Source organism: Isoptericola jiangsuensis (assembly GCF_048320105.1).
Lineage (GTDB): Bacteria > Actinomycetota > Actinomycetes > Actinomycetales > Cellulomonadaceae > Isoptericola > Isoptericola jiangsuensis_A.
In genome coordinates this window covers 1,987,220-2,013,639 of sequence record NZ_CP182942.1, presented here as the reverse complement: position 1 = coordinate 2,013,639, position 26,420 = coordinate 1,987,220, and the positions used below count along the sequence as shown (strand labels likewise).

Here is a 26,420-nt window from a genome sequence, read left to right as displayed (position 1 = left end):
AGGCGTGGGAGGGGTCGGCCGAGCGCCGCGACTGGCTGGCCCGGGGGAGGGGCTCGTCGTCGAGCGGTCCGTCACGCGCCGTACGGGCATCGAGGGCTGGTTCGACGCGCCGGTGCGCCAGGACGAGCCCTCCGGCCCGCCGCTGCTGCAGGCGCCGCCCCGCTGGAAGCAGTCGGTGGCGATCTGGCTCGGGTTCTTCCCGGTGAACCTCGTGTTCACCCTGCTGGTCGCGTGGCTCGTCCCGGCGTTCCGGGAGCTGCCCCTGGCGGTGCAGGTGCTGGCCTCGACGCTCGTGCTCACGCCGGTCATGTCGTTCTGGGTGCTGCCGTGGGTCACCGGGCGTCTGCGGGGATGGCTCCACACACCCCGCACACGTTCTGGCCGGTCGCGGCGCGCGGGCGGCACCCAAGGTTCCTAGCCTGGGGGGCATGCTGTTCCTGGACGGAGACCCCGCCATCCCTGAGGAGACCGTCAAGTCGACGGTCTCGCTGACCGTCACGATCGCGTGGGCCGCCGCCGCGATCGTCGCCGCCTACCTGCTCGTCACCATCGCCTCGGCGCTCATCAACCGCCTCGCCCGCGGCCGTCCGCTGCTGCAGGACATGGCGCTGCGCCTGCGTCGTCCGCTGCGCGCGCTGCTCATGGTGGTCGCGATCTGGGTCGCGTTCCGCATCTCCGCCTCCGCCCACCAGGACGAGGCCTGGTACGACCCGTTGCGGCACGGCCTGCTCATCGCGTCCATCATCGCGGGGGCGTGGCTGGTGGGCGCGATGGCGTTCGTCGTCGAGGACCGCACGCTCGCGCGCACGAGCGTCGCCTCGAACGACCGGCACGCACGCCGCGTCCAGACGCAGATCTCGATCCTGCGCCGTGTCACCGTGGCCGTCATCGTGATTCTCGCGGTCGCCGCCGTCCTGCTGACGTTCCCCCAGGTGCGGCTGGCCGGTGCGTCGATCCTGGCCTCGGCGGGACTGCTGTCCGTCGTCGTCGGTGTCGCCGCGCAGTCGAGCCTCGCGAACACCATCGCCGGCATGCAGATCGCGTTCACCGACGCGATCCGGGTGGACGACGTGGTGGTGCTCGACGGCGAGTTCGGCCGGATCGAGGAGATCACGCTGACCTACGTCGTCGTCCACGTCTGGGACGACCGACGCATCATCCTGCCGAGCACCTACTTCACGACGACGCCGTTCGAGAACTGGACGCGACGCGCCGCGGACCTGCTGGGCACGGTCGAGATCGACGTGGACTTCCGGGTCCCCCTGCACGCGATGCGGGCCGAGCTGAGCCGGCTGCTGGACAGCGCGCCGCAGTGGGACCGTCGCACGGGCGTGCTGGAGGTCACCGGCGCCACCGACGGCGTCGTGCGGGCCCGGGCGCTGGTGAGCGCCGCGGACGCCCCCAACCTGTGGGACCTGCGGTGCACCGTCCGCGAGGGGCTGATCGACTGGCTGCAGCGCGAGGCGCCGTACGCGATGGTGCGTCGCCGGTACGAGAGCGTCGAGGCCGCCGTCCTCGAGCAGGCCGAGGCGCCGGGCGCCGTCGAGCAGGGGACGGGGCAGGGCGGCGAGCAGGGCGCCGACGGCTCCGGCGGTGCCGACGGAGCCGCCGGGTCGTCGCCCGCCGACGTCCCGGCGCGGACGCCACGCCCCGGCGCACCGGTGGTGCTGCCCGGCACGCTGACCCCGCGCCGGGACGCCGACGGCGAGGGCACGGGCGAGAGCGACGGGTCGTCGAAGGCGGCGGCCACCCGGTCGCGTCCCGGCAAGGCGCCGCGACGGCCGTCCGTGCACGACCGCCAGCTGCCGACACCGGCCCAGTCCGCGGCGTCGGCCGCCTCGGCGGTCGAGCCGGCCGGGGAGACGGTGCTGCTCGGTGACGTGCGGTCGCCGCGCGCGCAGGACGCGACGGTGGTCATGGCGCCGACGCCGACGGAGCGCCCCGGGTTGTACAGCGGCAGCGAGGAGGCCGAGGCGCGGTCGCGGAACTTCGCCGGGCCCGGCCAGGAGGCGATCGACGAGCGCGAGGAGCTCGCCGAACGACGCCTGACGGGCGAGCTCCCCGTCGGCGACGGCGAGGACGGCGCTGACGACCGCCGTCGGGGACGCCTCGCCCGCGACTCCGGTGACGGGGGTCCGACGGCGGGACCCGGCGAGGGTGGCGACGGCGGTGGTGGCGGCGGCGACGGGCAGTAGCCCGCCGGCCGCAGGTCCCTCAGCCCCGGGTGGCGCGCCCGGCGAGCCAGCCCCGCAGCTCGCCGGGACGGTCCGTGATGATCGCGTCGACGCCGGCGGCGCAGAGTCCGGCCCACTCGGAGGGCTCGTTCGCGGTCCAGGGCATGACGCGCAGCCCGGCGTCGTGCGCCCGGGCCACCAGGGCGGGGTCGGCGAGCACCGCCGCGACGGACGGGTTGACCGTCACCGCACCGCGGTCCGTCGCCGCCGCGAGCAGGTCGGGCGGCACGGCGTCGCAGAGCAGGCCGCGGGGCAGGTGCGGCGCCGCCTCCCGCAGCGCGGTGACCGTGGCGCGCGAGAAGCCCTGCACGAGCACCCGACCGGCGAGGCCCGCGGCGTCGAGGGTCGCGATCGTCGGCGCGAGCTGGTCGGCCGTCCAGGTGCCCTTGTACTCGCACAGCAGGTCGAGGCCGGGCCGCAGCATCAGGAAGTCGACGACCTCGGCGAACGTGGGGATCCGCTGACCGGCGAGGTGGCGGGAGAACCGCGAGCCGGCGTCGAGCGAGCGCACGGTGGCGGCGTCCAGGTCGCCGACCGCCCCCACGCCGTCGGTCACCTTGTCGACCGTGGCGTCGTGGAGGACGACGGGCACGCCGTCGGCGGTGAGCCGGACGTCGAGCTCGAGGGCGGGCGCGCCGGTGCGCCAGGCCGCCTCGAAGGAGGCGAGCGTGTTCTGCGGTGCGACGGCGGCGTACCCGCGGTGCGCGACGACGAGGGGCGTGGACGTGGTGTCGAGGAGGACGGTCACGTCGTCCATCCTGCCCTGGTGGGCCCCGTGGGGATCGAACCCACAACCCGCGGATTAAAAGTCCGCTGCTCTGCCAGTTGAGCTAGAGGCCCGCCGCCGTCCTGCCGGGACGGGGCTGCGGGCCAGCCTACGCGGCGGCGGACGGGCCGACGTCGGCCTGGCCGACGCGAACTTGCGCGAGAGCGACCCGGACCGTCTCACCCAGCGGGAGAAACCGTCTCGTTGGCGCACCCACGTTGCATCCGGCGCCCGGGCCTGCTTCGGTGGAGGAGTCGCGTACCCGACGAGAGGAGCACCCAATGCTCACCGTGACGGACAACGCCCGCACCGCCGTCGACAACCTCGCCCAGCAGGCCGGGGTCCCGGAGGAGGGTGGCCTGCGCATCGCGCAGTCCGCCGACCAGCCGGGGAACTTCGAGCTCGCGCTCGTCCCCGCCCCGCAGCCGAGCGACCAGCTGGTCGACGAGCAGGGCCAGGCCCACGTCTTCGTCGACTCCAGCGCGGCCACCGCGCTGGCGACGCTCCAGCTCGACGCAGAACCCTCCACCGAGGGTCCGGGGTTCGTCCTGACCCCGCAGCAGGACTGAGGTCCCGGCAGGACAGAGGTCCCGCGGGCCTGAGCCTGCAGCAGGACCGTCAGAGCTTCCGACGGCGGGTCGCCCCACGAGGGCGGCCCGCCGTCGTGCGTTGGCGCACGTTTTCGCCGCTCGTGTGGCGGTATGCCCCGATGTGCGCGAGTGTGGTCGCCACGCCGCGAGACTCGCGGCCCACGGAGGTGACTGCACGTGTCCACCGCTCAATCCGCCGAGCACGCCGCGCGCCGCGCGCAGGACAGCGCGCCGCTGCGCACGCTGGCCCGCGTCGGCTACGCCGCGTCCGGCGTGCTCCACCTGATCATCGGCTTCCTCGCCGTCCAGCTCGCCACCGGTGACTCCAGCGGCAGCGCCAGCGAGTCCGGCGCCCTGCAGCAGCTCTCCGAGGCCCCCGGCGGCGCCGTGGCGCTGTGGGTCGCGGCGATCGGGCTCGGCGCGCTCGCGCTCTGGCACATCGTGGAGGCGCTCCTGGGCGTCCCGGGCTCCGAGTCCGCCAAGCAGACCGCCGCTCGCGTCAAGGCCGCCGGCAAGGGCGTGCTGTACGCGGTGCTGGCGTTCCTGGCCGGCCGGTACGCCTCCGGGGGTTCCGGGTCCGGCGGTGGTGAGGCCCAGGAGGGCTTCACCGCCCAGATCCTCCAGCTCCCCGGCGGCCAGCTCATCGTGGGCGCCATCGGTCTGGTCATCATCGGCGTCGGCGTGTTCCACGTCGTCAAGGGCTGGCGCAAGAAGTTCCTCGAGGACCTGCGCACCTCCGGCCCGGGCGCCGTCGGCAAGGCCGTCGTCCGCCTCGGCCAGGTCGGCTACATCGCCAAGGGCATCGCGCTCGGCGTGCTCGGTGGGCTCTTCGTGCTCGCCGGCGTGCAGTCCGACGCCGACAAGGCCGGTGGGCTCGAGGACGCGCTCAAGACGATCCAGGACCAGCCCTTCGGCGCCGTCCTGCTGATCCTGACCGGCGTCGGCATCGCCGCCTACGGCGTGTACTCGTTCGCCCGCGCCCGGTACGCGAAGCTCTGACACCTCCTGCCCGACGACGACCCCCTGGCGCCCGCGGCGTCAGGGGGTCGCCGGCTCCACGATCCAGGTGGCGCCCAGCACCAGGCAGCCCAGGGTGACGACGAGGAAGACGCCGACCCAGACGATGCCCGGCACCCCGGTGAGGCGGCCGAGCTGGTCGGCGTCCGACGTCCGGGCCCGCCCACGGGCGCGCTGCGCCTGCAGCTCCAGGACGGGTCGCACCGATCCGAGCAGCAGGAACCAGGTGACGGTGTAGGCGACCGCGGACTGCGCCGGGGGTTCGAGCAGCCAGGAGACCGCGACGAGCGCCGCACCGCTCACCAGCACCGACCACAGACCGAACCAGTTGCGGATCTTGAGCAGCAGCAGCGCCAGCAGGACCACGAGCAGCCACAGCAGCCCGACGGCGTAGCCGACCCGGAGCATCCATGCCGCGCCGAGGCCGACCAGGCCGGGGCCGACGTATCCCGCGAACGCGGTGAGGATCATGCCGAACCCGCGCGGCCGGCCCGCGGTGACCGTGAGCCCGGAGGTGTCCGAGTGCAGGCGGATGCCGTCGAGACGCCGACCGGTGAGCATCGCCACCACGGCGTGCGCACCCTCGTGCGCGATCGTCACGACATGACGTGCGACACGCCACACCGGCGACACGGCGACGACGGCGAGCGCGACGAGTCCCGCGGCGAGCACGACCGTCTGGTCGGGCGGCGGGACCGGCGTCGTGGCAGCGGTCCAGATCTGACCGAGCACGTCGCCGGTCTTCGCGAGGAAGTCGTCCACGCGGCCATTCCACCACGGCTGCCCGTGCCGCCGGACAGGGGGTTCCGCCCGGTATGAGAGGTCGGCACGGCCCCGTGCGCCGGCTCGCCCACGAGGGATGCGGGCACGACGTGCGACAATGGACGTCGAGGGCAGCGCACCACCCGCGCGCCCCGCGTCGTGGAGATCCCCCCGGATTGCGTGCGGCGGATCCCGACCCGGACGTCGCACGACGTCCCCAGAGAGGCTCCTGCGTGACCACCTTCGCCGATTTCGGCCTGCCCCGTCCTGTCGTCCAGCACCTCACGGACGCCGGCATCACCTCCCCGTTCCCCATCCAGTCGGCGTCGCTGCCCGACACTCTCGCCGGGCGCGACGTGCTCGGCCGCGGCCGCACCGGCTCCGGCAAGACGCTCGCGTTCTCGCTGCCGGTCGTCACCCGGCTCGCCCAGCGCGCCGCCGAGGCCAAGGCCGCCGGCCGTGCGCACCGCCGGGCGAACCGTCCGTCGGCGCTCGTGCTGTGCCCCACCCGCGAGCTCGCCAACCAGATCGACGCCACCATGAAGCCGTTGGCCCAGGCTCTCGGCCTGCGCACGACGACGATCTTCGGCGGCGTCGCGCAGTCCCGCCAGGTGACGGCGCTCAACGGCGGCGTCGACGTCGTCATCGCCTGCCCCGGGCGTCTCGAGGACCTGCTCAACCAGCGCGCCCTCACCCTCGACGGCATCGAGATCACCGTCCTGGACGAGGCCGACCACATGGCCGACCTCGGGTTCCTTCCCGGCGTCAAGCGGATCATGGACCGCACCCCCCAGCAGGGGCAGCGACTGCTGTTCTCGGCCACGCTCGACAACGGCGTGGACGTGCTGGTCAAGCGCTACCTCAAGAACCCCGTCACCCACTCGGTGGACGACGCCGCCGCGCCCCCGCCGCAGATGACGCACCACATCCTCGCGGTGACGGACAAGGAGGCGAAGAAGCTGGTCGTGCACCAGCTCGCCCAGGGCACCGGACGTCGCGTCCTGTTCACCCGCACCAAGCACCACGCCAAGAAGCTCGCGCGGGCGCTCACCGCCTCCGGCGTGCCGGCCGTCGACCTGCACGGCAACCTGGGCCAGGGCGCCCGTGAGCGCAACCTCGCGGCGTTCTCCAGCGGGGACGTCAAGGTCATGGTCGCCACGGACATCGCGGCGCGCGGCATCCACGTCGACGAGGTCGAGCTGGTCGTGCACGTGGACCCGCCGGCCGAGCACAAGGCGTACCTGCACCGGTCGGGCCGTACCGCCCGCGCCGGTTCGGGCGGCGACGTGGTCACCCTCATGCTCCCCGAGGAGCGCGGCGACGTCCGCGACCTGACGCGCAAGGCCCGGATCTCGGCTCAGCCGCAGCCCGTGAAGCCGGGAGACCCGGCCGTCGCGGCACTGGTCGGCGAGGTCGCCGCCTATGTCGAGCCGGTGGCGGTCCAGCAGCCGCAGCAGCAGGGTCGCCAGGGTTCCGGTTCGGGTCGCCAGGGTTCGGGCCGTCAGGGTTCGGGTTCCGGCGGACGCCAGGGCGCCCGTCGCGGCCAGGGCGGCCAGTCGGGTCAGTCCGGCCAGTCGGGCCAGTCGGGCCACGGCGGTCAGTCCGGCCAGGTCGGGCGCGGCGGGTCGGGCGCCGCGGGCGGTGGCGGGAGCCGTCGTCGTCGCGGTGGTCGTGGCCGGTCGGGCCCGGGCGGCCAGGGGCGTCCCGCGCAGGGCCGCCAGGGCTCCGCGCGCTGAGCGCGGCCGGGTCGCGCCGAGCGGCGACCTCCGGCACGTCCGCACCACGACGCCGGTGCTCCCCACGGAGGGAACACCGGCGTCGTGGTGCGTGTTGCCCCAGGCATGACCTACGACGTGGCGAAGACCGACGACGAATGGCGCCTCGAGCTCGACCCCCAGGAGTTCCAGGTGCTCCGCCTGGCCGGCACCGAGCGTGCCTGGACGGGTGAGCTGCTCGACGAGAAGCGTGAGGGCGTGTACCGGTGTCGGGCGTGCAGCAACGAGCTGTTCCGCAGCGACAGCAAGTTCGACTCCCACTGCGGGTGGCCGTCGTTCTTCACGCCCCTCGCCGGTGACCGGGTCGAGTTGATCGAGGACCGCTCGCACGGGATGGTGCGCACCGAGGTGCGCTGCGCCCGGTGCGGGTCGCACCTGGGGCACGTCTTCAAGGACGCCCCCCAGACGCCGACCGGCGACCGGTTCTGCATGAACTCCGTCAGTCTGACGTTCGAGGCGACGGCGTCCTGACCCACGCCGCGGCCGGCCGGGCCGGATGTCGCTACGGTCGTGCCATGAGCGTCGAGATCCCAGTGGCCCCTGACCACCTCGTCAACCTCCGCGACGTCGCCTCGGCCGAGGTGTCCCTGCAGCCGGGCGTCCTGCTGCGCTCCGACGCGCCCCGGGCGGGGGACACGCCGCCCGACGACGTGGCCTGGCCCCCGCGGACCGTCCTCGACCTGCGCGACCTCGGCGAGAAGCGCGACCCGCACCCGCTGCGTGACGTGGCCGACGTGCGCGAGCTGCCCGTGCTCGACGGGGCCACCCGGGCAGCTCCCGCGCAGGACGCGCTGCCGTTCGACCTCGGTCGCCTGTACGTCGAGATGCTGCACGGCGTGGGCGCCGCGCACCTCGTCGACGGCGTGGACGCCGTCGCCACCGCGCCCGGCCCGGTCCTGGTGCACTGCACCGCTGGGAAGGACCGGACGGGCGTGCTGGTCGCCGTCGTCCTGGCGCTGGTCGGCGTCGACCGGGCGCACATCGTCACCGACTACGTGCGGACCGACCCCCACATGCCCGCCGTCATCGCCCGCGCGCGCCGGACCGCACGCGCCGCGACCGCGGACTCGCACGTGCTGGCCGCCCTGCCGCCCGAGCTGCTCACGGCGCCGCCGCACGCGATCGGGACCGTGCTGGACTTCCTCGACGAGCACACGGGCGGGGCCGAAGGCTGGTTCGCGGCGCACGGTGGCACGCCGGAGACCCTCAGGACGCTGCGGGAGCGTCTGCTGCGATGACCGGGCTGCGGGTCTGCTGCAGCCAGGTGACGACGTCCGCGGAGTAGAGACGCAGGAGCGCCGCGATCTGCGACACGTCCGCCTTCTCCCAGTCGGCGAGCGCGCCCTCGAGCATCCCGATCCGCGCGTCCCGCGCGCGACGGAACCGCTCCGCGCCGTCGGACGTCAGCGTGATGAGCTGGCCCCGGGTGTCGGCGGGGTCCACGGCACGGTGCACCAGGCCCAGCGCCTCGAGCCGGCTGAGCTGGCGCGAGACGGTGGCCCGCCCCACCCCGAAGTGCGCGGCCAGGTCCGAGCCCCGGGTGCCGGGGTTGTCGGCGATGTGGGCGAGCAGCGGGTACGCCGAGGCGTTCAGCTCCGGGTGGATGCGCGCAGCCGTGTGGGACGCCGTCGACTGGGCACGTCGGATGAGCACGCGGAGCTCGCGTTCGAGCGCACCGAACGGGTCGGTCTGCGGGTCCGGCAGTGTCGTCTGGGCGGCGGTGGCGTCGTGCATGGGCCCATCATGGCGGTAAAGAACGCGTGACGGGAGGGTCTAGAGGATGACAATTCGGTCTCAGGGAGCCCCAGAGCGGGTGAACTTGCCCCGTCGGCTCGTCGGATGACCGAGTCGACGACCTCCGAGCAGGTTCCTGACCCGCTGCCGGCCCCCGCACCCGGCACCCCCGGATGGATGCGTCCGCTCGGCCGCACCGGCCTCACGGTGAGCGCCGTCTGCGCCGGCGGCGGCCCCCTCGGGTCGATGCCCGGCCTGTTCGGCTACGACGTCGCCACCCGCCAGGCCGTCGACACCGTGCTCGCGATGCTGGCCTCGCCCGTCCGCTTCCTGGACACCTCCAACGGCTACTCCGACGGGCGCAGCGAGCAGCGGATCGGGCAGGCGCTCGCGGCGTGGCGGGCGGAGCACGGGGCGCTGCCCGGCGGACTGGTCGTGGGGACCAAGGTGGACCCGCGCGACGGCGACTACTCGGGCCGACGCGTGCGCACGTCGGTGGCGGAGTCCCGGGCCAGGCTCGGGCTCGACCACCTGCCCCTGGTGCACCTGCACGACCCGGAGAACTTCGCCTTCGAGGAGATGACCGTGCCCGGGGCGCCGTGGACACGCTCGTCGCGATGCGCGAGGCGGGCGAGATCGGGGCGGTGGGCCTGGCGGGCGGTCCGGTCGCGGAGATGCGCCGCTACCTCGACCTCGGGGTGTTCGACGTCCTGCTGGTCCACAACCGGTGGACGCTCGTGGACCGCAGCGCGGGCGAGCTGGTCGCCGTCGCGGCCGAGCGAGGTGTCGGCGTGCTGAACGCCGCGGTCTACGGCGGGGGCATCCTCGCCGAGCAGACGCCGTCGGACCGCCCGGGTCGGACCGGTACGGCTACCGGCCGGCGCCGCCCGAGACGCTCGCCGCCGTCGCCGGCCTGCGGGCCCTGTGCGGGCGGTACGCCACGACGCTGCCGACGGCGGCGCTGCAGTTCTCGCTGCGGGACCCGCGCGTGGCGTCCACGATCGTCGGTGTGTCCCGGCCGGAGCGCGTCGCCCGGATCGAGCAGGCGTGCGCCGAGCCGCTGCCGGACGACTTCTGGACAGAGGCCGAGGCGCTCCTGCCTGAACGACGGGCCTGGCTCGACGGTTCGTGACCGTCGGGCCAGGCCCGGGCGTGCGGTGCCCCAGGGCACCGGGGTGGGTCAGCGGCGGTCGGGCTGCCCGACGAGCGCCTCGTCCGTCTCCAGCGCCACCTCGGTCGCGCTGGGCGCGGCCGGGTTCTGGGTGGCGCGGGCCCGCGCCTCCTCGATGCCGGACCGCTCGCCGAGGGGGATCTCGACGATGAAGCAGATCGCGACGAGCGCGATGAGCGCCAGCGGGGCGGCGATGAGGAAGATGCCCGTGATGGCGTCGGTGTAGGACTGAGCGACGACCTCGGCGACCGGGGCCGGCAGCTGCGACATGTCCGGCACCGCGCCGCTGCCGCCGCTCATCGCGGAGGCCGGCACGCCGATCGCGGCCAGCCCGGACGCCAGGGAGTCCTTGACGTTGATCGCCAGGATCGCGCCGAGGACGGAGACCCCGATCGAGCCGCCGAGGGACCGGAAGAACGCCACGGTGGCGGTGCCGGACCCCATCTCGCGGATGTCGAGGGTGTTCTGCGTGGCGAGGACGAGGTTCTGCATCAGCGCACCGACGGACAGGCCGAGCCCGAACAGGTAGACGGAGATGATGACGAAGCTCGTGTCGGTCTCGATGGTCGACATCCCGAACAGCGACGCCGACAGCAGGGCGGCGCCGCCGATCATGATGCCCTTGTAGCGACCGGTCCGGGAGATGATCCGGCCGAGCACGATGCCGGCCACCATGGTGCCGATGACCATCGGCATCGTCAGCAGCCCGGACTCCGTGGGCGTCTTGCCGCGGGCGAGCTGCATGTACTGCGCCAGGAACACGGCGGTGCCGAACATGGCGACGCCGACGGCCGCGGACGCGACGATCGAGAGCACGAAGGTGCGGTTGCGGAACAGGTGCAGCGGGATGATGGGCTCGGCGACGTGGCGCTCGACGAGCACGGCGGCCACGAGGACGACGACGGCGGCGCCGACCATCGCCGCGGTCTGCCACGACGCCCAGTCGAACTGGTCGCCGGCGAACGTGACCCACAGGAGCAGCAGGGCCACGCCGACGGCGATGAGGGCCGCACCCATGTAGTCGATGGTGACCTTGCGCTGCTCGCGCGTGGGCAGGTGCAGGGTCTTCTGCAGCACGATCAGGGCGGCGACGGCGAAGGGGATGCCCACGAAGAACGTGGAGCGCCAGCCGATCGAGTCGGTCAGGACGCCGCCGAGGAGCGGCCCGCCGATCTGGGCCACGGCCATGACGCCACCCATGAGGCCCATGTACTTGCCGCGCTCGCGCGGGCTGATGATGTCGGCCATCAGGACGGTGGCGAGCGCGGTGAGCCCACCGGCGCCGACACCCTGCAGCGCGCGGAAGGTGATGAGCTCGCCCATGTTCTGGGAGAACCCGGCGGCCGCGGCGGAGATGACGGTGATGACGAGGGCGATCTGGACCAGGGTCTTGCGGTTGGTCAGGTCGGCGAGCTTGCCCCACAGGGGGGTGGAGATCGTCATCGTCAGCAGCATCGCCGTGACGACCCAGGTGTAGGAGTGCTGGGAGCCCTCGAGGTCGGAGACGATGCGGGGCAGCGACGTGGAGGTGATGGTCGTGGCGATGAGGGCCACGAACACGCCGAGCAGGATGCCCGAGAGGGCCTCCAGCGTCTCGCGGCGGGTCATGGCGGGCGCGGAGCCGGCCGCCGTCGCAGGTGAGGTCGCAGGTGAGGTGGCGGGGGAGGGTGGCGTGTCGGTCATCGGGGCGAGGCCTCCTGGTTGGTGCTGGTGATGGCGGCCGCGACGTTGCGGATGTGGTCGATGGCTGCGGTGAGGGCGTCGTCGGTCCAGTCGGCGAACGCGGTGTCGATGAGGTCGTCGAAGCGGCGGTCGGACTCCGCGGCGAACGCGTGCCCGGCGTCGGTGAGCTCGAGGGTGCGGGCACGGCGGTCGTGGTCGTCGACGGTGCGGCGCACGTAGCCGGCGTCGACGAGCGCGCTGACCTGACGGCTGGCGACCGACGGGTCGACCCGCAGGATCTCGGCGACCTCGCAGAGCTGGAGGGCTCCGTGGGAGCGGATCACGCGCACGATGCCGAGGCCGGCGCGCGGCCAGTCGAGGTCCTTGGCGAGGCGGGCGGCGGCCTCCCGCTGGGCGCGCGCGAGCGTCTCCAGCGCCGTGACCAGCGCGTTGCCGGTGTCGGGCATGCCACCCCCCTTGATTGTTCGGGGCAACTCTAGGGTCATTGCTTGCAGTAAGCAAGTGTCTGGTCCGGGCACGACGACGGCGGTCACCGCCCGCAGGTGGTGACCGCCGTCGCGACGGGGCCGGGGCGTCAGGCGCGCCGGCGCACGTCCTCCGTCATGTCCTCCAGCTCCTTGCCCTTCGTCTCCGACACCTTGAACCAGACGAAGAAGAACGACAGGACGGCGAAGAACCCGTACATGCCGTACGGCACGGCCGGTCCCAGGTTCGCCAGCATCGGCGGGAACGTCAGCGTGATCGTGAAGTTCGCCAGCCAGTTCACGGCGGCCGCGAGACCGAGCGCGGCGGCCCGGATCCGGTTGGGGAACATCTCGCCGAGCATCACCCACATCAGCGGGCCCCACGTCGCGCCGAAGAACACCACGAACGCGTTCGCCCCGACCAGGGCGATCGTCGCCCACGGGTCCGCCAGGGACAGCGTCGACTCGCCCGCGGCGTCGACCGTCGTGGTGCCCTGCGTGAACACCGCGGCCATCGTCAGCAGCGACACCGCCATGCCCGCCGAACCGATGAGCAGCAGCGGACGCCGGCCCACCTTGTCGATGAGGGCGATCGCGATGAAGGTCACCAGGATGTTCGTCACCGACGTGATCGTGGAGACGAGGAACGCCTGCGACTCGTCGAACCCGACGGCCTGCCACAGCGTCGTGGAGTAGTAGAAGATGACGTTGATCCCGACGAACTGCTGGAAGATCGCCAGCAGGATCCCCACCCACACGATCGACTTCAGCCCGAGGAACCCGTTGCCGCGCAGGGTGCCCTGCTCGGCGTTCTTCTCGTCCTGGCGGATGGAGTCGCGGATCTCCGCGATCCGGTCGCCCACTCCCTCGTCCGGGCCCAGGACGGAGTCGAGGATCTCCTTGGCCTCGTCCTCGCGCCCCTTGGCGACGAGGTAGCGCGGCGACTCCGGCATCCGGAGCGCCAGCAGGCCGTAGATCAACGCCGGTACCACCCCCACCAGGAACATCCACCGCCAGGCCTCCCAGCCCAGCCACAGCTCGTTCGCCGCGCCGCCCGCCGCCTCGGCGAGCAGCTGGTCGCTCAGCAGCGCGGCGAAGATGCCGACCGTGATCGCCAGCTGCTGCAGGGAACCGAGGGTCCCGCGGATCGAGGCCGGCGCGATCTCCGCGATGTAGGCGGGGGCGATCACCGAGGCGATACCGATGCCCACACCGGCCATGAACCGCCAGATCGACAGGTCGAGCGCCGACCACGCGATCGCCGACAGGACCGAGGAGACGAGGAAGAGCCCGGCACCGAGGACCATCGTGCGCAGCCGTCCCCACCGGTCCGCGAGGCGCCCGGCACCCCAGGCGCCCAGCGCGCACCCGAGCAGCGCGACGGCCACCACGAAGCCCGTCACGGTCGAGCTCAGGTCGAACTGCCCCTCGATGGCCTCGACCGCACCGTTGATGACGGAGGAGTCGAAACCGAAGAGGAAGCCGCCGACGGCGGCGGAGATCGACAGGCCTATCGCCTTGCGGTGCGCGGCGCGGGCCTCCGCGCCGGCGGGAACAGGGCTCGACATGGGTGTCATCCCTCCAACATCGACGACAGCGGCCTGCAGTGGCCGCCTACTGGCGATGCTAGGTCCGTCCGTGCTGGTCGGCACGGTGGAGGGCATCCCGCGGGGGCGACCCGGACCCGCCTGCCACACTGGACGGGTGAGCGACGCCCCGAGATTCCGCCGTCCGGCCATGCTCGACCCGCGCGACGTCGAGAACCTGCCCGGGTCGCTGGACCCTGCCCGCCGCGACGAGGTCGCGCACACCACCGCGCGCGCCGTCGTGCACGCCGCCCGGGCCGCCGAGGACCCGGACGTGGTCGCACGACTCGTGCGGCTCGTCGAGGACGAAGGCCTCGACGTCGTCGCCGAGCTCTGGTCCGACGCCGCCCCCGCCACGCTGCCGGGCGCCCTGTGGCGCCTGTACGCGCTGCGCGAGTGGGTGCGCCGCGACCCGCGCACCGTCGGGCTGCGGTACCGGCTCGGCGTGGACGCCGCGCCCGTGCACGAGGTCGTGGCCGGCGTGCCCCGCCCGCCCACGCCGTCGGACCTGCGCGAGCTCGCCGACACCGTGCTGTCCGGCGTCTACTCCGGCGACCTCGCCGTCGCCCTGGAGCGGGCGGCCGCGTTCTGCCGGATCCTGGCCACCGGCGCCGCCTACGACGCCGACGCCCGCGAGGTCGCCGACCCCGGTGCCGCCGCCCGGATGACCCGCGGCGCCGCCGACCTGGTCGGCACGGCGGCCGAGCTCGAGCACGCGGCGGCACTCTGGCGCAACGACGCCCTCGACTGAACCCGCTGCACCTCGCGACACTTCGCGCCCCCCGCGACATCTCGCGCCCCCCGCGGCATCTCGGGTCCGGGCCTCGTTCCCGGCCGCAGGAGCGCCGATCTGCCGGCGGTGAGGTTCCCCACGTCGTCCGACCTGTCGCCCCCGGGCCGACGGCGCTTACGATGGTCGGGCGACGTCGGACCGCGGTAGCCCCGGGCTCCATCTTCAGCCGCTTCGAGCGGCCACGCGCCGAGAGGCGCTCCCGGTCCGGCGTCGCACTTCTCCCACCGCCCGGGGCGCGCCCGAGGACCGATCGATTTAGTGCTGGATCGGGGCGGGTCCTACGCTGTGTCGTGACCGAGCGTTTCTCCTCCCAGGAGTCCCTGTGCGCCTGCGCCTCACCCCGCGTGACACCACCTACTTCGACCTGCTGGCGGAGATCGCCCAGCAGACCGTGATCGGTGCCACGCTGCTCGCCGAGCTGCTCGGCGCGAGCCGCGCCGACCGGCAGGACATCGTCAAGCGCCTCTCCGAGGTCGAGCACGACGCCGACGACGCGGCCCACTCGATCATGCGACGGCTCAACCGCACGTTCGTCACCCCGTTCGACCGGGACGACATCTACGCCCTGGCGTCGGCCCTCGACGACTGCATGGACGCCATGGACGAGGCCGGCCACCTCATCGTGCTGTACCGCATCGACGAGCTCCCCATGGCCGTCTCCGAGCAGGTGCAGGTGCTGCAGCGGTGTGCCGAGCTGACGGCGGACGCCATGCCGCGGCTGCGCAAGCTCGACCAGCTGCCGGAGTACTGCGTCGAGATCAACCGGCTGGAGAACCAGGGCGACACCCTGCACCGCACGCTCCTCGGCGACCTCTTCGACCGGGCGACCGACCCCATCGCGCTCATCAAGCTCAAGGAGGTCGTCGACGTCCTCGAGGAGGCCACGGACGCCTTCGAGCGGGTGGCGAACCTCGTCGAGACGATCGCCCTCAAGGAGTCCTGAGTGGAGGTCGCGCTCGTCGTCGGGGTCGTCCTCCTGGCTCTCGTCTTCGCGTTCTCGAACGGGTTCAACGACGCGGGCAACGCCGTGGCGACGTCGATCTCGACCCGGGCCCTCACCCCCCGCATCGCCGTGGCGATGGCGGCCGTGATGAACTTCGTCGGCGCGCTGCTCGGCACGGAGATCGCCGAGACCATCGCGACGTCCATCATCGACCTCCAGGGCGAACCCGCGTCCCTCTCCCTGACGGTGCTGCTGTGCGCCCTGGGCGGCGCCGGTGCCTGGAACCTGCTGGCCTGGTGGTACGGCATGCCGACCTCGTCGACGCACGCGCTCGTGGGCGGGCTGCTCGGTGCAGGCATCGCCGGCGGCGTGGCCGTGCAGGGCTCGCTGCTCTGGGACAACGTGGTGCTGCCCACCCTCGTGTCCCCCGTGGTGGGGTTCGTCCTGGCGTTCATCGTGATGGTCGGCGTGCTCTGGGCGTTCCGTGACGCCGCCCCGTCCCGCGTCAACCGGCGATTCCGCGTCGCGCAGACCGCGTCGGCGGCCGCGATGGCGCTCGGTCACGGGCTGCAGGCCGCCCAGAAGACGATGGGCGTCATCTGGCTCGCACTGATCACCGTGGGCACCGTCGGCGCGACCGACGGGCTGCCCCTGTGGGTCAAGCTGTCCTGCGCGACGGCGATGGCGCTCGGCACCTACGTGGGCGGCTGGCGCATCATGCGCACGCTCGGGCGGCGCATCATCCAGCTCGACCCCGCCCGCGGGTTCGTCGCCGAGAGCGTCGCGTCCGTGGTGCTCTACGCCAACGCCGTCATCCTGCACGCCCCGGTGTCGACCACGCACACCATCACGTCGGCGATCGTGGGCGTCGGCGCGACGCGCCGCCTGTCGGCCGTGCGCTGGGGGGTCGCCCGGAACATCGCCGTGTTCTGGCTGCTCACCGCGCCGGTCGCCGGGATCGTGGCGGCGGTCGCCACCTGGGCGGCCGTCGCGGCGTTCGGGGTCTGACCCTCCCGCCGCGGCAGGCCGGTGGCCCCCGGTGGCGGGGCGGCACGCCCGGTGGAACCGGCAGGGTCAGTGGAAAGGCACGGTCAGTGGACAGGCACGGTCAGTGGACCGGTGGGGCCACCCGTTCCGCGGCGACGACGCGTGGACCCTTCGACGTCGACGCGACGTGCGCCACCAGGGCCTCGCCCGGCTCCAGGTACGGGTCGCGCCGCGGCAGCGCGGCCGCGACGGCGGACCGCGAGTGCTGGCCCAGCACGTCCAGGACCGTCGGGAGCACCGGCCGGTGGGTGCACAGCACCGACGCGCGGGACGTCTCCAGCAGGTCCCGCACCGCCGCCGCCACCCGGGCCGGCGACCGCTCGTGCTGCGCCTCGCCGAGGGAGTCGCTGTACTCCGGGCGCAGGCCCGACGCGCGTACGTACGGGTCCATCGTCGTCGCGCACCGCTCCCAGCGGCTCGAGACGACGGTGCGCACCCCGTAGTCCGCCAGGACCGGCACCAGCGCCGCGGCCTGCGCGTGCCCGATCGGCGTGAGGGGACGCTCCTGCTCGTCACCGAACCAGCTCTGGCGGGCCACCGCGCGCCCGTGCCGGACGATCACCAGGGCGCGCGTCGCGAGCCTGCCGCCGTGGTGGGCCTCGACGAGCGCGTCGAGCGGGCCGCGGTCCGTCGTCCGCGTCAGCCGCTCCGCCGCCGCGTCGACGTCCAGCCACACCGTCTCGTCGATCTCGCGCTTGTTCACCGGGGACACCGGGACGCGTGCCGCCAGCGGACGCCCGTCCTCGTCGTGGTGCGCGCGCCGCGCCGCCCAGTAGTGGACCCGCTTCACCCGCCCCTCCGGGGTCAGGTACTGCAGTCCCGGCAGCGGCAGGCCCAGCACCACCGGCTTGCCCGTCTCCTCGGTGACCTCGCGCACCGCCGTCGTCGCCAACGACTCGCCCGTGTCGTGCTTGCCCTTCGGCCACGACCAGTCGTCGTAGTGGGGGCGGTGCACCAGCTGGACCTGCAGGCGCTCGTGGCGCACCCGCCACACGAGCGCACCCGCGGTCTCGATCACCGGGGCGTGCGGCACCGACGTCGCGCCGAGCGGGTCGACGAACGGCGTGGCGGTGCGCAACGGGCGTGCGGAGTGCGGCACGGTGCTCATCGCCGGCCGTCAGCTCCGCGACGGGCGACGACGGTGCCGGTCCACCAGCACGGACTGCAGGTCCGCCGTCGGCTCGCCCTCGGCGTCCTTCACCTGGCGCTCCCACGTGTCGTCCGGGCCGAGGTGCCACGCCGAGGTCTGGTCCGACATGGAGCGGGACAGCAGTTCCAGGAGCTCGGCCTGCTGGCCGGGGTCGGTGAGGCGCACCAGGGCCTCGACCCGGCGGTCCAGGTTGCGGTGCATCAGGTCGGCGGACCCGATGAACACCTCGGGTCCCGACTCGGGCCCCTCGTCGATCTGCGGGCCCACCGAGTTCGCGAACGCGAAGATCCGCGAGTGCTCCAGGAACCTGCCCAGGATCGACCGCACCCGGACGTTCTCGCTCAGTCCCGGCACGCCGGGCCGGATCGCGCAGATGCCGCGCACGACGACGTCGACCTTCGCACCGGCCTGCGACGCCCGGTACAGCGCGTCGATCGTGGCCTCGTCGACCGCGGAGTTCACCTTGATCTTGACCCACGCCTCGTGCCCGGCGCGCGCCGCCGCGGCCTCGCGGTCGATGCGTTCGACCAGACCCGAGCGCACCGACCGCGGTGCGACGAGCAGACGGTGGAACCGTGACCGGGGCGCGTAGCCCGAGAGCTGGTTGAATAGGCGGGTCAGGTCCTGGCCGACGTCGGGGTCGCACGTCAGCAGCCCGTGGTCGGTGTACAGGCGCGCCGTCTTCGGGTGGTAGTTGCCCGTGCCGACGTGGCAGTAGCGGCGCAGCCCGTCCGACTCCTGACGCACCACCAGCGACAGCTTGCAGTGCGTCTTGAGGCCGACGATGCCGTAGACGACGTGCACGCCCGCCTCCTCCAGCTTGCGGGCCCAGGAGATGTTCGCCTGCTCGTCGAAGCGGGCCTTGATCTCCACCAGGGCGAGCACCTGCTTGCCCGCCTCCGCCGCGTCGATGAGCGCGTCCACGATGGGGGAGTCGCCCGACGTGCGGTACAGGGTCTGCTTGATAGCCAGGACCTTCGGGTCCGCCGCGGCCTGCTCCAGGAACGTCTGCACCGACGTGGAGAACGAGTCGTACGGGTGGTGCAGCAGGACGTCGCGCTCGCGGATCGAGGCGAACACGTCGCCCGGCATCGCCGACTCGACCTCGGCGAGCTGGCGGTGCGTCGTCGGGACGAACGGCGGGTAGTGCAGCTCCGCACGGTCGATGTCCGCGATGACGTTGAGGCCCGTGAGGTCCAGCGGGGCGGGGAGCTCGTAGACCTCCTCCTCGACGACGCCCAGCTCACGGATCAGCAGCTCGCGGATGCGCGGCGAGATGCCCTCGGCGAGCTCGAGCCGCACCGGCGGGCCGAACCGGCGGCGCAGCAGCTCCTTCTCCATCGCCTGGAGCAGGTTCTCGGCGTCGTCCTCCTCGACCTCCACGTCCTCGTTGCGGGTGACGCGGAACGTGTGGTGCTCGCGCACCTCCATGCCGGGGAACAGGTGGTCGAGGTGCTCGGCGATGACGTCCTCCAGGGGCACGAAGGACTTCTGCGTCCCCCGGCCTGGGTGGGCGACGGAGCCGCCGGGCGCCCCCGGTCGTCGACGGCGATGAAGCGCGGCAGCAGCGGCGGCACCTTCACCCGGGCGAAGTGCTCCTTGCCGGTGGCGGGGTTGAGCACCACGACGGCGAGGTTGAGCGACAGCCCCGAGATGTACGGGAACGGGTGCGCCGGGTCCACCGCCAGGGGCGTCAGGACGGGGAAGATCTGCTTGCGGAAGAACTTGTGCAGGCGGGCCTGCTCCTTGTCCTCCAGCTCGTCCCAGCGCACGATCGTGATGTTCTCGGCGGCCAGCGCCGGCTGCACGTCCCCGCGGAACACCTCCGCGTGCCGGCTCATCAGCCGGTGCGCGCCCGCGTCGATGCCCTCCAGCACCTCGCGCGGGTTGAGGCCCGACGCCGCGGTGACGGCGATGCCGGTGGCGATGCGGCGCTTCAGGCCGGCCACGCGGACCATGAAGAACTCGTCCAGGTTCGAGGCGAAGATCGCCAGGAACCGGACGCGCTCCAGCAGCGGCAGCGTCGGGTCCTCGGCGAGCTCGAGCACCCGCTCGTTGAACGCCAGCCAGCTCAGCTCACGATCGGCGAAGCGGTCCGCGGGCAGCGGCTCGAGCGGGGCCGGCGCATCGGTCGGTGCCTCCTGGGGCACCTCGGCGATGTGCTCGGCGATGTGGGCGGCGAGCTGGGGGTCCATGCGGCGCGGGCCTGCTTTCACGGTCGTGCGAGGTTCGGACGGTGCGCTGGTCGCAGCGGAGACGAATCGCCCTCGGGCATCACGCCTCCGCGCCGTTCGTGAGCTGGACACGGTCATGTGCCCATCGTGGCACCGATCGGTGAACAGCGGGTGACGTGCGCGCCGTCCGCGCGGTCAGTCGGTGCGGCCGGCGGGGGCGGAGCCCGGGGCGCCGTCGTGGGCGCGCGCCGCGGGGGCGTACTGGGTGTCGACGGCCGCCCGGGTGAACCCGGTGCGCGCGTAGGTCGCCAGCGCGGCGGCGTTGTCGCCGTCGACGTACAGCACGGCACGCGTGCAGCCCGCCGCCCGCAGGCCGTGCAGCCCGACGGCGGTCAGGAACCCGCCGATGCCCCGGCCCTGCGCCTGCGGGGAGACGCCGACGGCGTAGATCTCGCCGTCGCGGTCGTCCTGCGGCTGGTCGGTGGGGATCTTCGTCCAGATCGACCCCGCCAGGGTGCCGTCCTCGTCCTGGGCGAGCCACAGCCCGTCCGCGTCGAACCACGGCTCGGCCATCCGCCGGTGCAGGTCGTCCACGGTGAGCCGGCCCTGCTCCGGGTGGTCCGCGAACGCGCGGGCGTTCAGCGCCACCCACGCCTCGTCGTCGTCCCCGGGGCGGAACGTGCGCAGCGTGATGCCGCCGGGAGCGTCCGGGGCGGGCGGGGCGTCCGCACCGGTCAGCGGCCGGGCGAGGAACAGCAGCTCGCGGACGAGCGTGTAGCCGCGGGCGGCCGCGAACCCGCGGGCGGACTCCAGGTCCCCGTGCGCCCACACGCGCAGCGGCTTGCCCCGCTGGTCCGGGGCGCCGGACCGCTCCGGCAGGCGGGCGTCACGCTCCGCGGTGCCCAGCAGGAGCGTGCCCGTGCCCGCGCGGCGGTGGGCAGGGTGCACGACGAGCTCGGCGCTCGCCACGTCTCCGCCCCGGTCCACCTGGAGGTAGGCCACGGCGTCGCCGGCCGGCCCCCGGACGAGGGCGTGGGTGACGGCGGCGTCGTCGACGCCCAGGTTCAGCAGCGGCTGCTCCGACAGCGGAGCGACGCCGTCGTGGGCCGCAGCCGCGGCGGCGAGCGCGCGGACGGCGTCCTGCGTGGCGGGGGCGAGGGGGCCGATCTCCAGAGGTGCGGACACCGTCCCATTGTCACCGACCAGGCGGCCGTGCCCGCACTCCGGGTGGAGCGCGGGCACGACCGCCTGGTCGAGGGGAGCCGCCTGGGTCAGCCGGCGGTGCAGGTCACCTCCGGAGCGGTGGTCGGCGCGGCGCCGGTGCCGATGAAGCCGGCCGTCGTCGTGCCTCCGGCCGCGAGCGACCCGTTCCACGGAGCGTTCGAGACCTGCTCGCCCGTCGCCGTCGAGGAGTGCTCGCCACCCCACAGCTGCGCGACGCCCGCGCCCGCCGGGAGGGCGAACGTCGTCGTCCAGCCCGCGATCGCCGCGTCGCCAGCGGCGACGGTGAGGGCGCCCTGCCAGCCGCCCGGCCACGAGCCGGTCACCGTGACCGTCGCCGTGCAGGCGTCGTCCGTGGGCTCCTCGGTGGGCTCCTCGGTGGGTTCCTCGGTCGGTTCCTCGGTGGGCTCCTCCGTGGGTTCCTCGGTCGGTTCACCGGTGGGGCCGCCGAACCACGACGCCTCCACCGCGGTCTCCTGCAGGCCCTGCGGCCCCTCGATGATGCGGGTGCCCCAGGCGCTGGGCGTCGAGGCGTCGAAGTTCAGCACCATGTCGAGGTACGGGTCGGTGTTGCCGCTCCACGACCAGGCCAGCCAGCCGAGGTCCAACCGCTCCGCCTCCGACAGCACGACGTCCTCGTCGACGTCCGCCGACGTCTGCTGCCAGCCGAACTCGCCCACCATGATCGGCAGGCCGGCGTCCACGAAGAACTCCAGGTAGTCGGTGATGGTCTGCGGCTGGTTGTACACGCCGTACATGTGGATCGAGAAGATCGTGTTCGCGTCTGGGTCGGCGGCGAACACGTCCGCCGCCGCCGGGCGCATGTAGTTCTTCCAGTCCTGGCCCCAGTTGGGGGCGTCCACCACCAGCGCGTGCTCGTAGCCGATGGTGCGCATCCGCTCGATCGCCGCCGACGTCTCCGACGCCCACGTCGCGTTCGTGGCGTCGTCGTTGCCCATCGGCTCGTTGCCGATGTTGACGAGGATGAAGTCCTCGGTGCCCTCCAGGGTGGGGTACAGGTCCTCCCAGTAGTCGACGGCCTGGTCCAGGGTCGCGGCGTCCGGGGCGTACTGGTCGCCGTAGCCCGTGGTGTCGTGCACCTCGAGCATGCACACCAGCCGGTTCTCGCGGCACAGCTCGACGATGTCCGCCACGTCGGCCGGGTCGTTGCGGGTCCACTGGTCGCCGCTGGACAGGACCACGCGCACGGTGTTCGCGCCGGCCTCCTTGATGTCCGCGAACGAGTCCGTCGTGTGGGTGTACCAGGTGTGGGCGTGGTTCACGCCGCGCATCACCAGGTCGGTGCCGTCCGCCTCGACGATCCGGCCGTCGGAGACGTGGATGCCGGGCGGGGTGTCGGCGTGGGCAGGTGGGGCGGCGACGGCGAACGCCACCGCACCGGTGGCCAGGAGGGTCGCCGCCGCGGCGCCCGCCGTGACCGCCGTCGCACGGGACCGTCGCTCGCCGACCGCAGATGCAGTGCCCGAAAGGGCTGGGGAAGGTGACATCGTCGGACGTCCTTGTCTCTCGGTGGGACCTTTCCGTGCCACTGTCGCGCCGAACGGCGCGCCTCGTCGTCTACTGAAACGCTTAAGCCAAGCGTGCGCGACGACGAGATCGTCGGACCTTTGTCACGGTCCGACGATCTCGTCGAGAGGTGCGTTCAGTGCTCGCGGGCTCGCGGGCTCGCTCCGGGTCGGTCCGCGGTGTCTGTGGTCGGACTGGCCCTGTGCTCGCAAGCTCGCTCCGGGTCGGTCCGCGGTGTCTGTGGTCGGACTGGCCCTGTGCTCGCAAGCTCGCTCCGGGTCAGTCCGCGGTGTCTGTGGTCGGACTGGCCCTGTGCTCGCAAGCTCGCTCCGGGTCAGTCCTCCGACTTGGCGCCGGACGAGAGCCCCGTCGCGATCAGGTCCATCACCGAGGCGTCCGCGAGCGTCGTCGCGTCGCCCACGGTGCGGTTCTCGGCGACGTCGCGCAGGAGCCGGCGCATGATCTTGCCGGACCTCGTCTTCGGCAGCTCCGGGACGACCAGCACGCGCCGCGGCTTGGCGATGGGCCCGATCTCCTTGGCGACGTGCGAGCGCAGCGTCTCCGAGATGGCCGCCGACCCCTCCTCGCTCTCGGCGTCGCCCGCGTGCTCGCCGCGCAGGATGACGAACGCGACGACGGCCTGACCGGTCGTGTCGTCCGCAGCACCGACGACGGCGGCCTCCGCCACGATCTCGTGCGACACCAGCGCCGACTCGATCTCCGTGGTGGACAGTCGGTGACCGGAGACGTTCATGACGTCGTCGACCCGGCCGAGCAGCCAGATGTCGCCGTCGTCGTCCTTCTTGGCGCCGTCGCCGGCGAAGTAGATCCCGGGGAACCGCGACCAGTAGGTGTCCTTGAACCGCTGCAGGTCGCCCCAGATGCCGCGCAGCATCGACGGCCACGGCTCGGACAGCACCAGGTACCCGCCGCCACCGTCGGGCACGGACGTGGCCTCGTCGTCGACGACGTCGGCGCTGATGCCGGGCAGCGCGACCTGCGCCGAGCCGGGCTTCGCCGCCGTCACGCCGGGCAGCGGGCTGATCATGATGGCGCCCGTCTCCGTCTGCCACCAGGTGTCCACGATCGGGGTGCTGTCCGCGCCGATCACGCGGCGATACCACATCCACGCCTCGGGGTTGATGGGTTCGCCCACCGAGCCGAGCACGCGCAGGGACGACAGGTCGAACTCCGCGGGGATGTCGTCGCCCCACTTCATGCAGGTGCGGATCGCCGTGGGGGCGGTGTACAGGATCGACACGGAGTACTTCTGGACGATCTCCCACCAGCGGCCGCGGTGCGGGGTGTCCGGGGTGCCCTCGTAGATCACCTGCGTGGCACCGTTGAGCAGCGGCCCGTAGACGACGTACGAGTGCCCGGTGACCCAGCCGATGTCGGCGGTGCACCAGTAGACGTCGGACTCGGCCTTCAGGTCGAACACGTTCTTGTGGGTGTAGGCGGTCTGCGTGAGGTAGCCGCCGGTGGTGTGCAGGATTCCCTTCGGCTTCCCGGTGGTGCCGGAGGTGTACAGGATGAACAGGGGGTGCTCGGACTCGACCCACACGGGCTCGTGGTAGGTGTCCGCCGCGTCGACGGCGTCGTGCCACCAGACGTCGCGGCCCTCGGTCCAGGCGACGTCCTGCTCGGTGCGGCGCACCACCAGGACGTGCTGGACGGTCGTGGCGGGCTCGCCCTCGCGGGGTTCGAGCGCCTCGTCGACGGCGGGCTTGAGGGCGCTGGGCGCGCCGCGGCGGAACCCGCCGTCAGCGGTGATGACCAGCTTGGCCTCGGCGTCGGCGATCCGGGAGCGCAGCGCGTCGGCGCTGAACCCGCCGAAGACGACGGAGTGCGGTGCGCCGAGCCGGGCGCACGCGAGCATCGCGACGACGGACTCGACGAGCATCGGCAGGTAGATGACGACGCGGTCGCCGGTCTCGACGCCGAGCGCGGCGATGGCGTTGGCGGCGCGGGCCACCTCGCGCTGCAGGTCGGCGTAGGTGACGGTGCGGGTGTCGCCGCCCTCACCCTCGAAGTGGATCGCCACGCGGTCCCCGAGCCCGTTCTCGACGTGGCGGTCGACGGCGTTGTAGGCGGCGTTGAGCGTGCCGTCGGCGAACCAGCGGGCGACCGGTGCGCCCGACCAGTCGAGGGTCTCGGTGAAGGGGGTGCGCCAGCTCACGAGCTCGCGGGCCTGGTCGGCCCAGAACCCGAGGCGGTCCGCCGCGGCCTCCTCGTAGAGGGACGCCGTGGCGTTGGCCTGCGCGGCGAACTCGGCGCTCGGGGGGAACGCGCGGTTCTCGTGGAGCAGGTTCTCCAGGTTGGTGCTCGTGGGCTGGGTGTCGGTCACTGATACCTCCGCGTCGTCGCGATGTGTCCGTCGTCAGGGTCCGCCGCACGCGCGGGGCGTACGTGTCCGTCTGCGGCTCTCCTCGGGGAGTCTATCCCCGTGACGTGCCGGGGATCACACCCTCTCACGATTAAGCAGGCAGCCTCGCAAATATCCTTGGAGGCCGCGGACCGCGTGGCCCACCAGGACGACGACGTGGTCCGGACCGCTCCCCGCGACCTCGGCGTGGCGGGCACGAGTAACGGCGCCCGGGTCACTGCCACCGAGCGCCGCTCCCGCCGGACGGTGCGGTGGGTAGCAGGCGCGTTGCCACTGCGTCGCCGTACCGGGTCGAGCCCGCTCGGCGTGTCCTGACGTGGACTAGTTGAGCGTGGGTCCCCCGCACCGTTCTGGTGCTTCCATGGAACGCCCGACCCGACGTGCCCGCAACCCGCAGGAGGCGTCAGTCGCGGCGTCGGCGGTACCGGCTCACGACCCACCAGGTCACGGCCGCGGCCGCGAGGACGCCGGCGACGGCCAGCACCGGTGTCGGGCGGATGCGCGGGCGCAGGGCCACCGGGCGGGAGAACGTCAGCATGCCCCATCCGTTGTCCGCCGCGAGGCGCCGCAGCGCCCGGTCCGGGTTCACGGCGAACCCGTGCCCGACGGCGGCCAGCATCGGCGCGTCGGTGATCGAGTCCGAGTAGGCGTAGCTGTTCTCCAGGTCGTACCCCCGCGCGGCCGCGATCTCGCGGATCGCCGTCGCCTTGTTCTCGCCGTACGCGTAGAAGTCGATCTCCCCGGTGAACCTGCCCTCGGCGACCGTCATGCGCGTCGCGACGACGTGGTCCGCGCCGAGCATCGCCGCGATCGGCTCGACCAGCTCCGTGCCCGACGCGGAGACGACGACGACGTCGTGACCCATCGCGTGGTGCTCGGTGATGAGGTCGACGGCCTCGGCGTAGACGTACGGGTCGATGTGCTCGTGCAGCGTCTCGGCGACGATCTGCTTCACCTTGGCCACGTCCCAGCCCGTCGCCAGCTCCGACAGGTGCTGGCGCATCCGCTCCGTCTGCGCCGCGTCCGCGCTGGACAGCAGGTACAGGAAGTGCGCGTACGCGCTGCGCAGCACGTCGCCGCGGGTGATGAGCCCACCGGCGAAGAACGACTGGGAGAACGCGGCCGTCGAGCTCGTCGCGATGACCGTCTTGTCGAGGTCGAAGAACGCCGCGACCCGTCGGCCCGCGCGGGAGCCCGGCACGGCACCGGGCACTCGACCCGGCGACGGCGGCAGGTTCGGCGAGACGCTCACGGAACGAGCCTAGTGCTCCCCGCCCGCGCCACGCGTCACGGCCGTCGCACGTCGTGGGCGCAGCGGAGCGTGGCCCGGCCGTGGACCACAGCCCGGGGCCGTCCACAGGTCGCCCGGTCGGCGCGGTGCCCGAGGGCGTCACCTC

The 26,420-nt window shown here is 73.1% G+C and carries 21 protein-coding genes, 1 tRNA gene and 3 pseudogenes; 12 read left to right on the top strand and 13 right to left on the bottom strand.

From position 1 onward, the window contains the following. Window positions 1-4 precede the first annotated feature (4 nt). Window positions 5-418 (top strand): hypothetical protein, encoded by a 414-nt coding sequence (locus tag ACNHYB_RS09425; RefSeq protein ID WP_418278086.1) that lies wholly within the window; start codon window positions 5-7, stop codon window positions 416-418. Between the two features lie 10 nt (window positions 419-428). Next, a complete protein-coding gene (locus tag ACNHYB_RS09420) occupies window positions 429-2,195 on the top strand; it encodes a mechanosensitive ion channel domain-containing protein (protein WP_418275086.1) in 1,767 nt (588 codons plus the stop codon). 19 nt (window positions 2,196-2,214) lie between these two features. On the opposite strand, the gene ACNHYB_RS09415 is transcribed toward ACNHYB_RS09420, so the two are convergent. After that, window positions 2,215-2,982 carry a glycerophosphodiester phosphodiesterase gene (locus tag ACNHYB_RS09415; protein ID WP_418275085.1) on the bottom strand — a complete coding sequence of 256 codons (768 nt, stop codon included), beginning with the start codon at window positions 2,980-2,982 and terminating at the stop codon, window positions 2,215-2,217. 16 nt (window positions 2,983-2,998) lie between these two features. Continuing rightward, window positions 2,999-3,074 (bottom strand) — tRNA-Lys (locus tag ACNHYB_RS09410). Window positions 3,075-3,281: 207 nt separating this feature from the next. On the opposite strand from ACNHYB_RS09410, the gene ACNHYB_RS09405 reads away from it, so the two are divergent. Next, window positions 3,282-3,569 (top strand): Fe-S cluster assembly protein HesB, encoded by a 288-nt coding sequence (locus tag ACNHYB_RS09405; protein ID WP_418275084.1) that lies wholly within the window; start codon window positions 3,282-3,284, stop codon window positions 3,567-3,569. Window positions 3,570-3,767: 198 nt separating this feature from the next. Then, complete coding sequence (locus ACNHYB_RS09400; RefSeq protein WP_418275083.1) at window positions 3,768-4,589, top strand: DUF1206 domain-containing protein; 822 nt, start codon at window positions 3,768-3,770, stop codon at window positions 4,587-4,589. Window positions 4,590-4,628: 39 nt separating this feature from the next. On the opposite strand, the gene ACNHYB_RS09395 is transcribed toward ACNHYB_RS09400, so the two are convergent. Continuing rightward, complete coding sequence (locus tag ACNHYB_RS09395) at window positions 4,629-5,369, bottom strand: M50 family metallopeptidase (RefSeq protein ID WP_418275082.1); 741 nt, start codon at window positions 5,367-5,369, stop codon at window positions 4,629-4,631. Window positions 5,370-5,602: 233 nt separating this feature from the next. On the opposite strand from ACNHYB_RS09395, the gene ACNHYB_RS09390 reads away from it, so the two are divergent. The 3 genes from ACNHYB_RS09390 to ACNHYB_RS09380 all read left to right on the top strand — a co-directional run bounded on the left by ACNHYB_RS09390 (window position 5,603) and on the right by ACNHYB_RS09380 (window position 8,382). Further along, the gene (locus ACNHYB_RS09390) at window positions 5,603-7,105 is read left to right on the top strand and encodes a DEAD/DEAH box helicase (RefSeq protein ID WP_418275081.1); all 1,503 of its coding nucleotides are present in this window, start codon (window positions 5,603-5,605) and stop codon (window positions 7,103-7,105) included. A 105-nt stretch (window positions 7,106-7,210) separates the two neighbouring features. Further along, window positions 7,211-7,615, top strand: coding sequence for a peptide-methionine (R)-S-oxide reductase MsrB (gene msrB / locus ACNHYB_RS09385; RefSeq protein WP_418275080.1), 405 nt, complete (start codon window positions 7,211-7,213; stop codon window positions 7,613-7,615). 44 nt (window positions 7,616-7,659) lie between these two features. Beyond that, window positions 7,660-8,382: a tyrosine-protein phosphatase gene (locus tag ACNHYB_RS09380; protein ID WP_418275079.1), complete on the top strand. Its 723-nt coding sequence runs from the start codon at window positions 7,660-7,662 to the stop codon at window positions 8,380-8,382. Here ACNHYB_RS09380 and ACNHYB_RS09375 read toward each other — a convergent pair. Then, window positions 8,351-8,878 carry a MarR family winged helix-turn-helix transcriptional regulator gene (locus ACNHYB_RS09375; protein WP_418275078.1) on the bottom strand — a complete coding sequence of 176 codons (528 nt, stop codon included), beginning with the start codon at window positions 8,876-8,878 and terminating at the stop codon, window positions 8,351-8,353. The genes ACNHYB_RS09380 and ACNHYB_RS09375 overlap by 32 nt on opposite strands. Before the next feature lie 105 nt (window positions 8,879-8,983). Here ACNHYB_RS09375 and ACNHYB_RS09370 point away from each other — a divergent pair. Both ACNHYB_RS09370 and ACNHYB_RS09365 read left to right on the top strand, forming a co-directional pair. Next, window positions 8,984-9,379 (top strand): annotated as a pseudogene (locus ACNHYB_RS09370) (aldo/keto reductase); the annotation flags it as partial. A 116-nt stretch (window positions 9,380-9,495) separates the two neighbouring features. Then, window positions 9,496-10,010, top strand: a pseudogene (locus ACNHYB_RS09365) (aldo/keto reductase). Window positions 10,011-10,058: 48 nt separating this feature from the next. Here ACNHYB_RS09365 and ACNHYB_RS09360 read toward each other — a convergent pair. From ACNHYB_RS09360 to ACNHYB_RS09350, 3 genes are all read right to left on the bottom strand, one after another. Further along, window positions 10,059-11,657 carry an MDR family MFS transporter gene (locus tag ACNHYB_RS09360; RefSeq protein WP_418275077.1) on the bottom strand — a complete coding sequence of 533 codons (1,599 nt, stop codon included), beginning with the start codon at window positions 11,655-11,657 and terminating at the stop codon, window positions 10,059-10,061. Between the two features lie 71 nt (window positions 11,658-11,728). Further along, window positions 11,729-12,178: a MarR family winged helix-turn-helix transcriptional regulator gene (locus ACNHYB_RS09355; RefSeq protein ID WP_418275076.1), complete on the bottom strand. Its 450-nt coding sequence runs from the start codon at window positions 12,176-12,178 to the stop codon at window positions 11,729-11,731. A 128-nt stretch (window positions 12,179-12,306) separates the two neighbouring features. Then, window positions 12,307-13,764, bottom strand: coding sequence for a sugar porter family MFS transporter (locus ACNHYB_RS09350; protein ID WP_418275075.1), 1,458 nt, complete (start codon window positions 13,762-13,764; stop codon window positions 12,307-12,309). Between the two features lie 169 nt (window positions 13,765-13,933). Between ACNHYB_RS09350 and ACNHYB_RS09345 the strand changes: the two genes are divergently transcribed. The 3 genes from ACNHYB_RS09345 to ACNHYB_RS09335 all read left to right on the top strand — a co-directional run bounded on the left by ACNHYB_RS09345 (window position 13,934) and on the right by ACNHYB_RS09335 (window position 16,526). Further along, window positions 13,934-14,533, top strand: a complete 600-nt coding sequence (locus tag ACNHYB_RS09345; protein ID WP_418278025.1) for a hypothetical protein — start codon at window positions 13,934-13,936, stop codon at window positions 14,531-14,533. A 364-nt stretch (window positions 14,534-14,897) separates the two neighbouring features. Next, window positions 14,898-15,518: a DUF47 domain-containing protein gene (locus ACNHYB_RS09340; RefSeq protein ID WP_418275074.1), complete on the top strand. Its 621-nt coding sequence runs from the start codon at window positions 14,898-14,900 to the stop codon at window positions 15,516-15,518. Beyond that, window positions 15,519-16,526 (top strand): inorganic phosphate transporter, encoded by a 1,008-nt coding sequence (locus tag ACNHYB_RS09335; RefSeq protein ID WP_418275073.1) that lies wholly within the window; start codon window positions 15,519-15,521, stop codon window positions 16,524-16,526. Between the two features lie 100 nt (window positions 16,527-16,626). On the opposite strand, the gene ACNHYB_RS09330 is transcribed toward ACNHYB_RS09335, so the two are convergent. From ACNHYB_RS09330 to ACNHYB_RS09305, 6 genes and pseudogenes are all read right to left on the bottom strand, one after another. Further along, complete coding sequence (locus tag ACNHYB_RS09330) at window positions 16,627-17,673, bottom strand: NUDIX hydrolase (RefSeq protein WP_418275072.1); 1,047 nt, start codon at window positions 17,671-17,673, stop codon at window positions 16,627-16,629. Between the two features lie 9 nt (window positions 17,674-17,682). After that, window positions 17,683-19,910: pseudogene (locus ACNHYB_RS09325) on the bottom strand (RNA degradosome polyphosphate kinase). Window positions 19,911-20,084: 174 nt separating this feature from the next. Further along, window positions 20,085-21,074 carry a mycothiol synthase gene (mshD, locus tag ACNHYB_RS09320; RefSeq protein WP_418275071.1) on the bottom strand — a complete coding sequence of 330 codons (990 nt, stop codon included), beginning with the start codon at window positions 21,072-21,074 and terminating at the stop codon, window positions 20,085-20,087. Window positions 21,075-21,160: 86 nt separating this feature from the next. Next, the gene (locus ACNHYB_RS09315) at window positions 21,161-22,504 is read right to left on the bottom strand and encodes a cellulase family glycosylhydrolase (protein ID WP_418275070.1); all 1,344 of its coding nucleotides are present in this window, start codon (window positions 22,502-22,504) and stop codon (window positions 21,161-21,163) included. A gap of 467 nt (window positions 22,505-22,971) precedes the next feature. After that, the gene (gene acs / locus ACNHYB_RS09310) at window positions 22,972-24,984 is read right to left on the bottom strand and encodes an acetate--CoA ligase (protein WP_418275069.1); all 2,013 of its coding nucleotides are present in this window, start codon (window positions 24,982-24,984) and stop codon (window positions 22,972-22,974) included. A gap of 442 nt (window positions 24,985-25,426) precedes the next feature. Further along, entirely contained in the window at window positions 25,427-26,257 is an 831-nt protein-coding gene (locus tag ACNHYB_RS09305) for an HAD family hydrolase (protein WP_418278024.1), read from the bottom strand. Window positions 26,258-26,420: the final 163 nt, after the last annotated feature.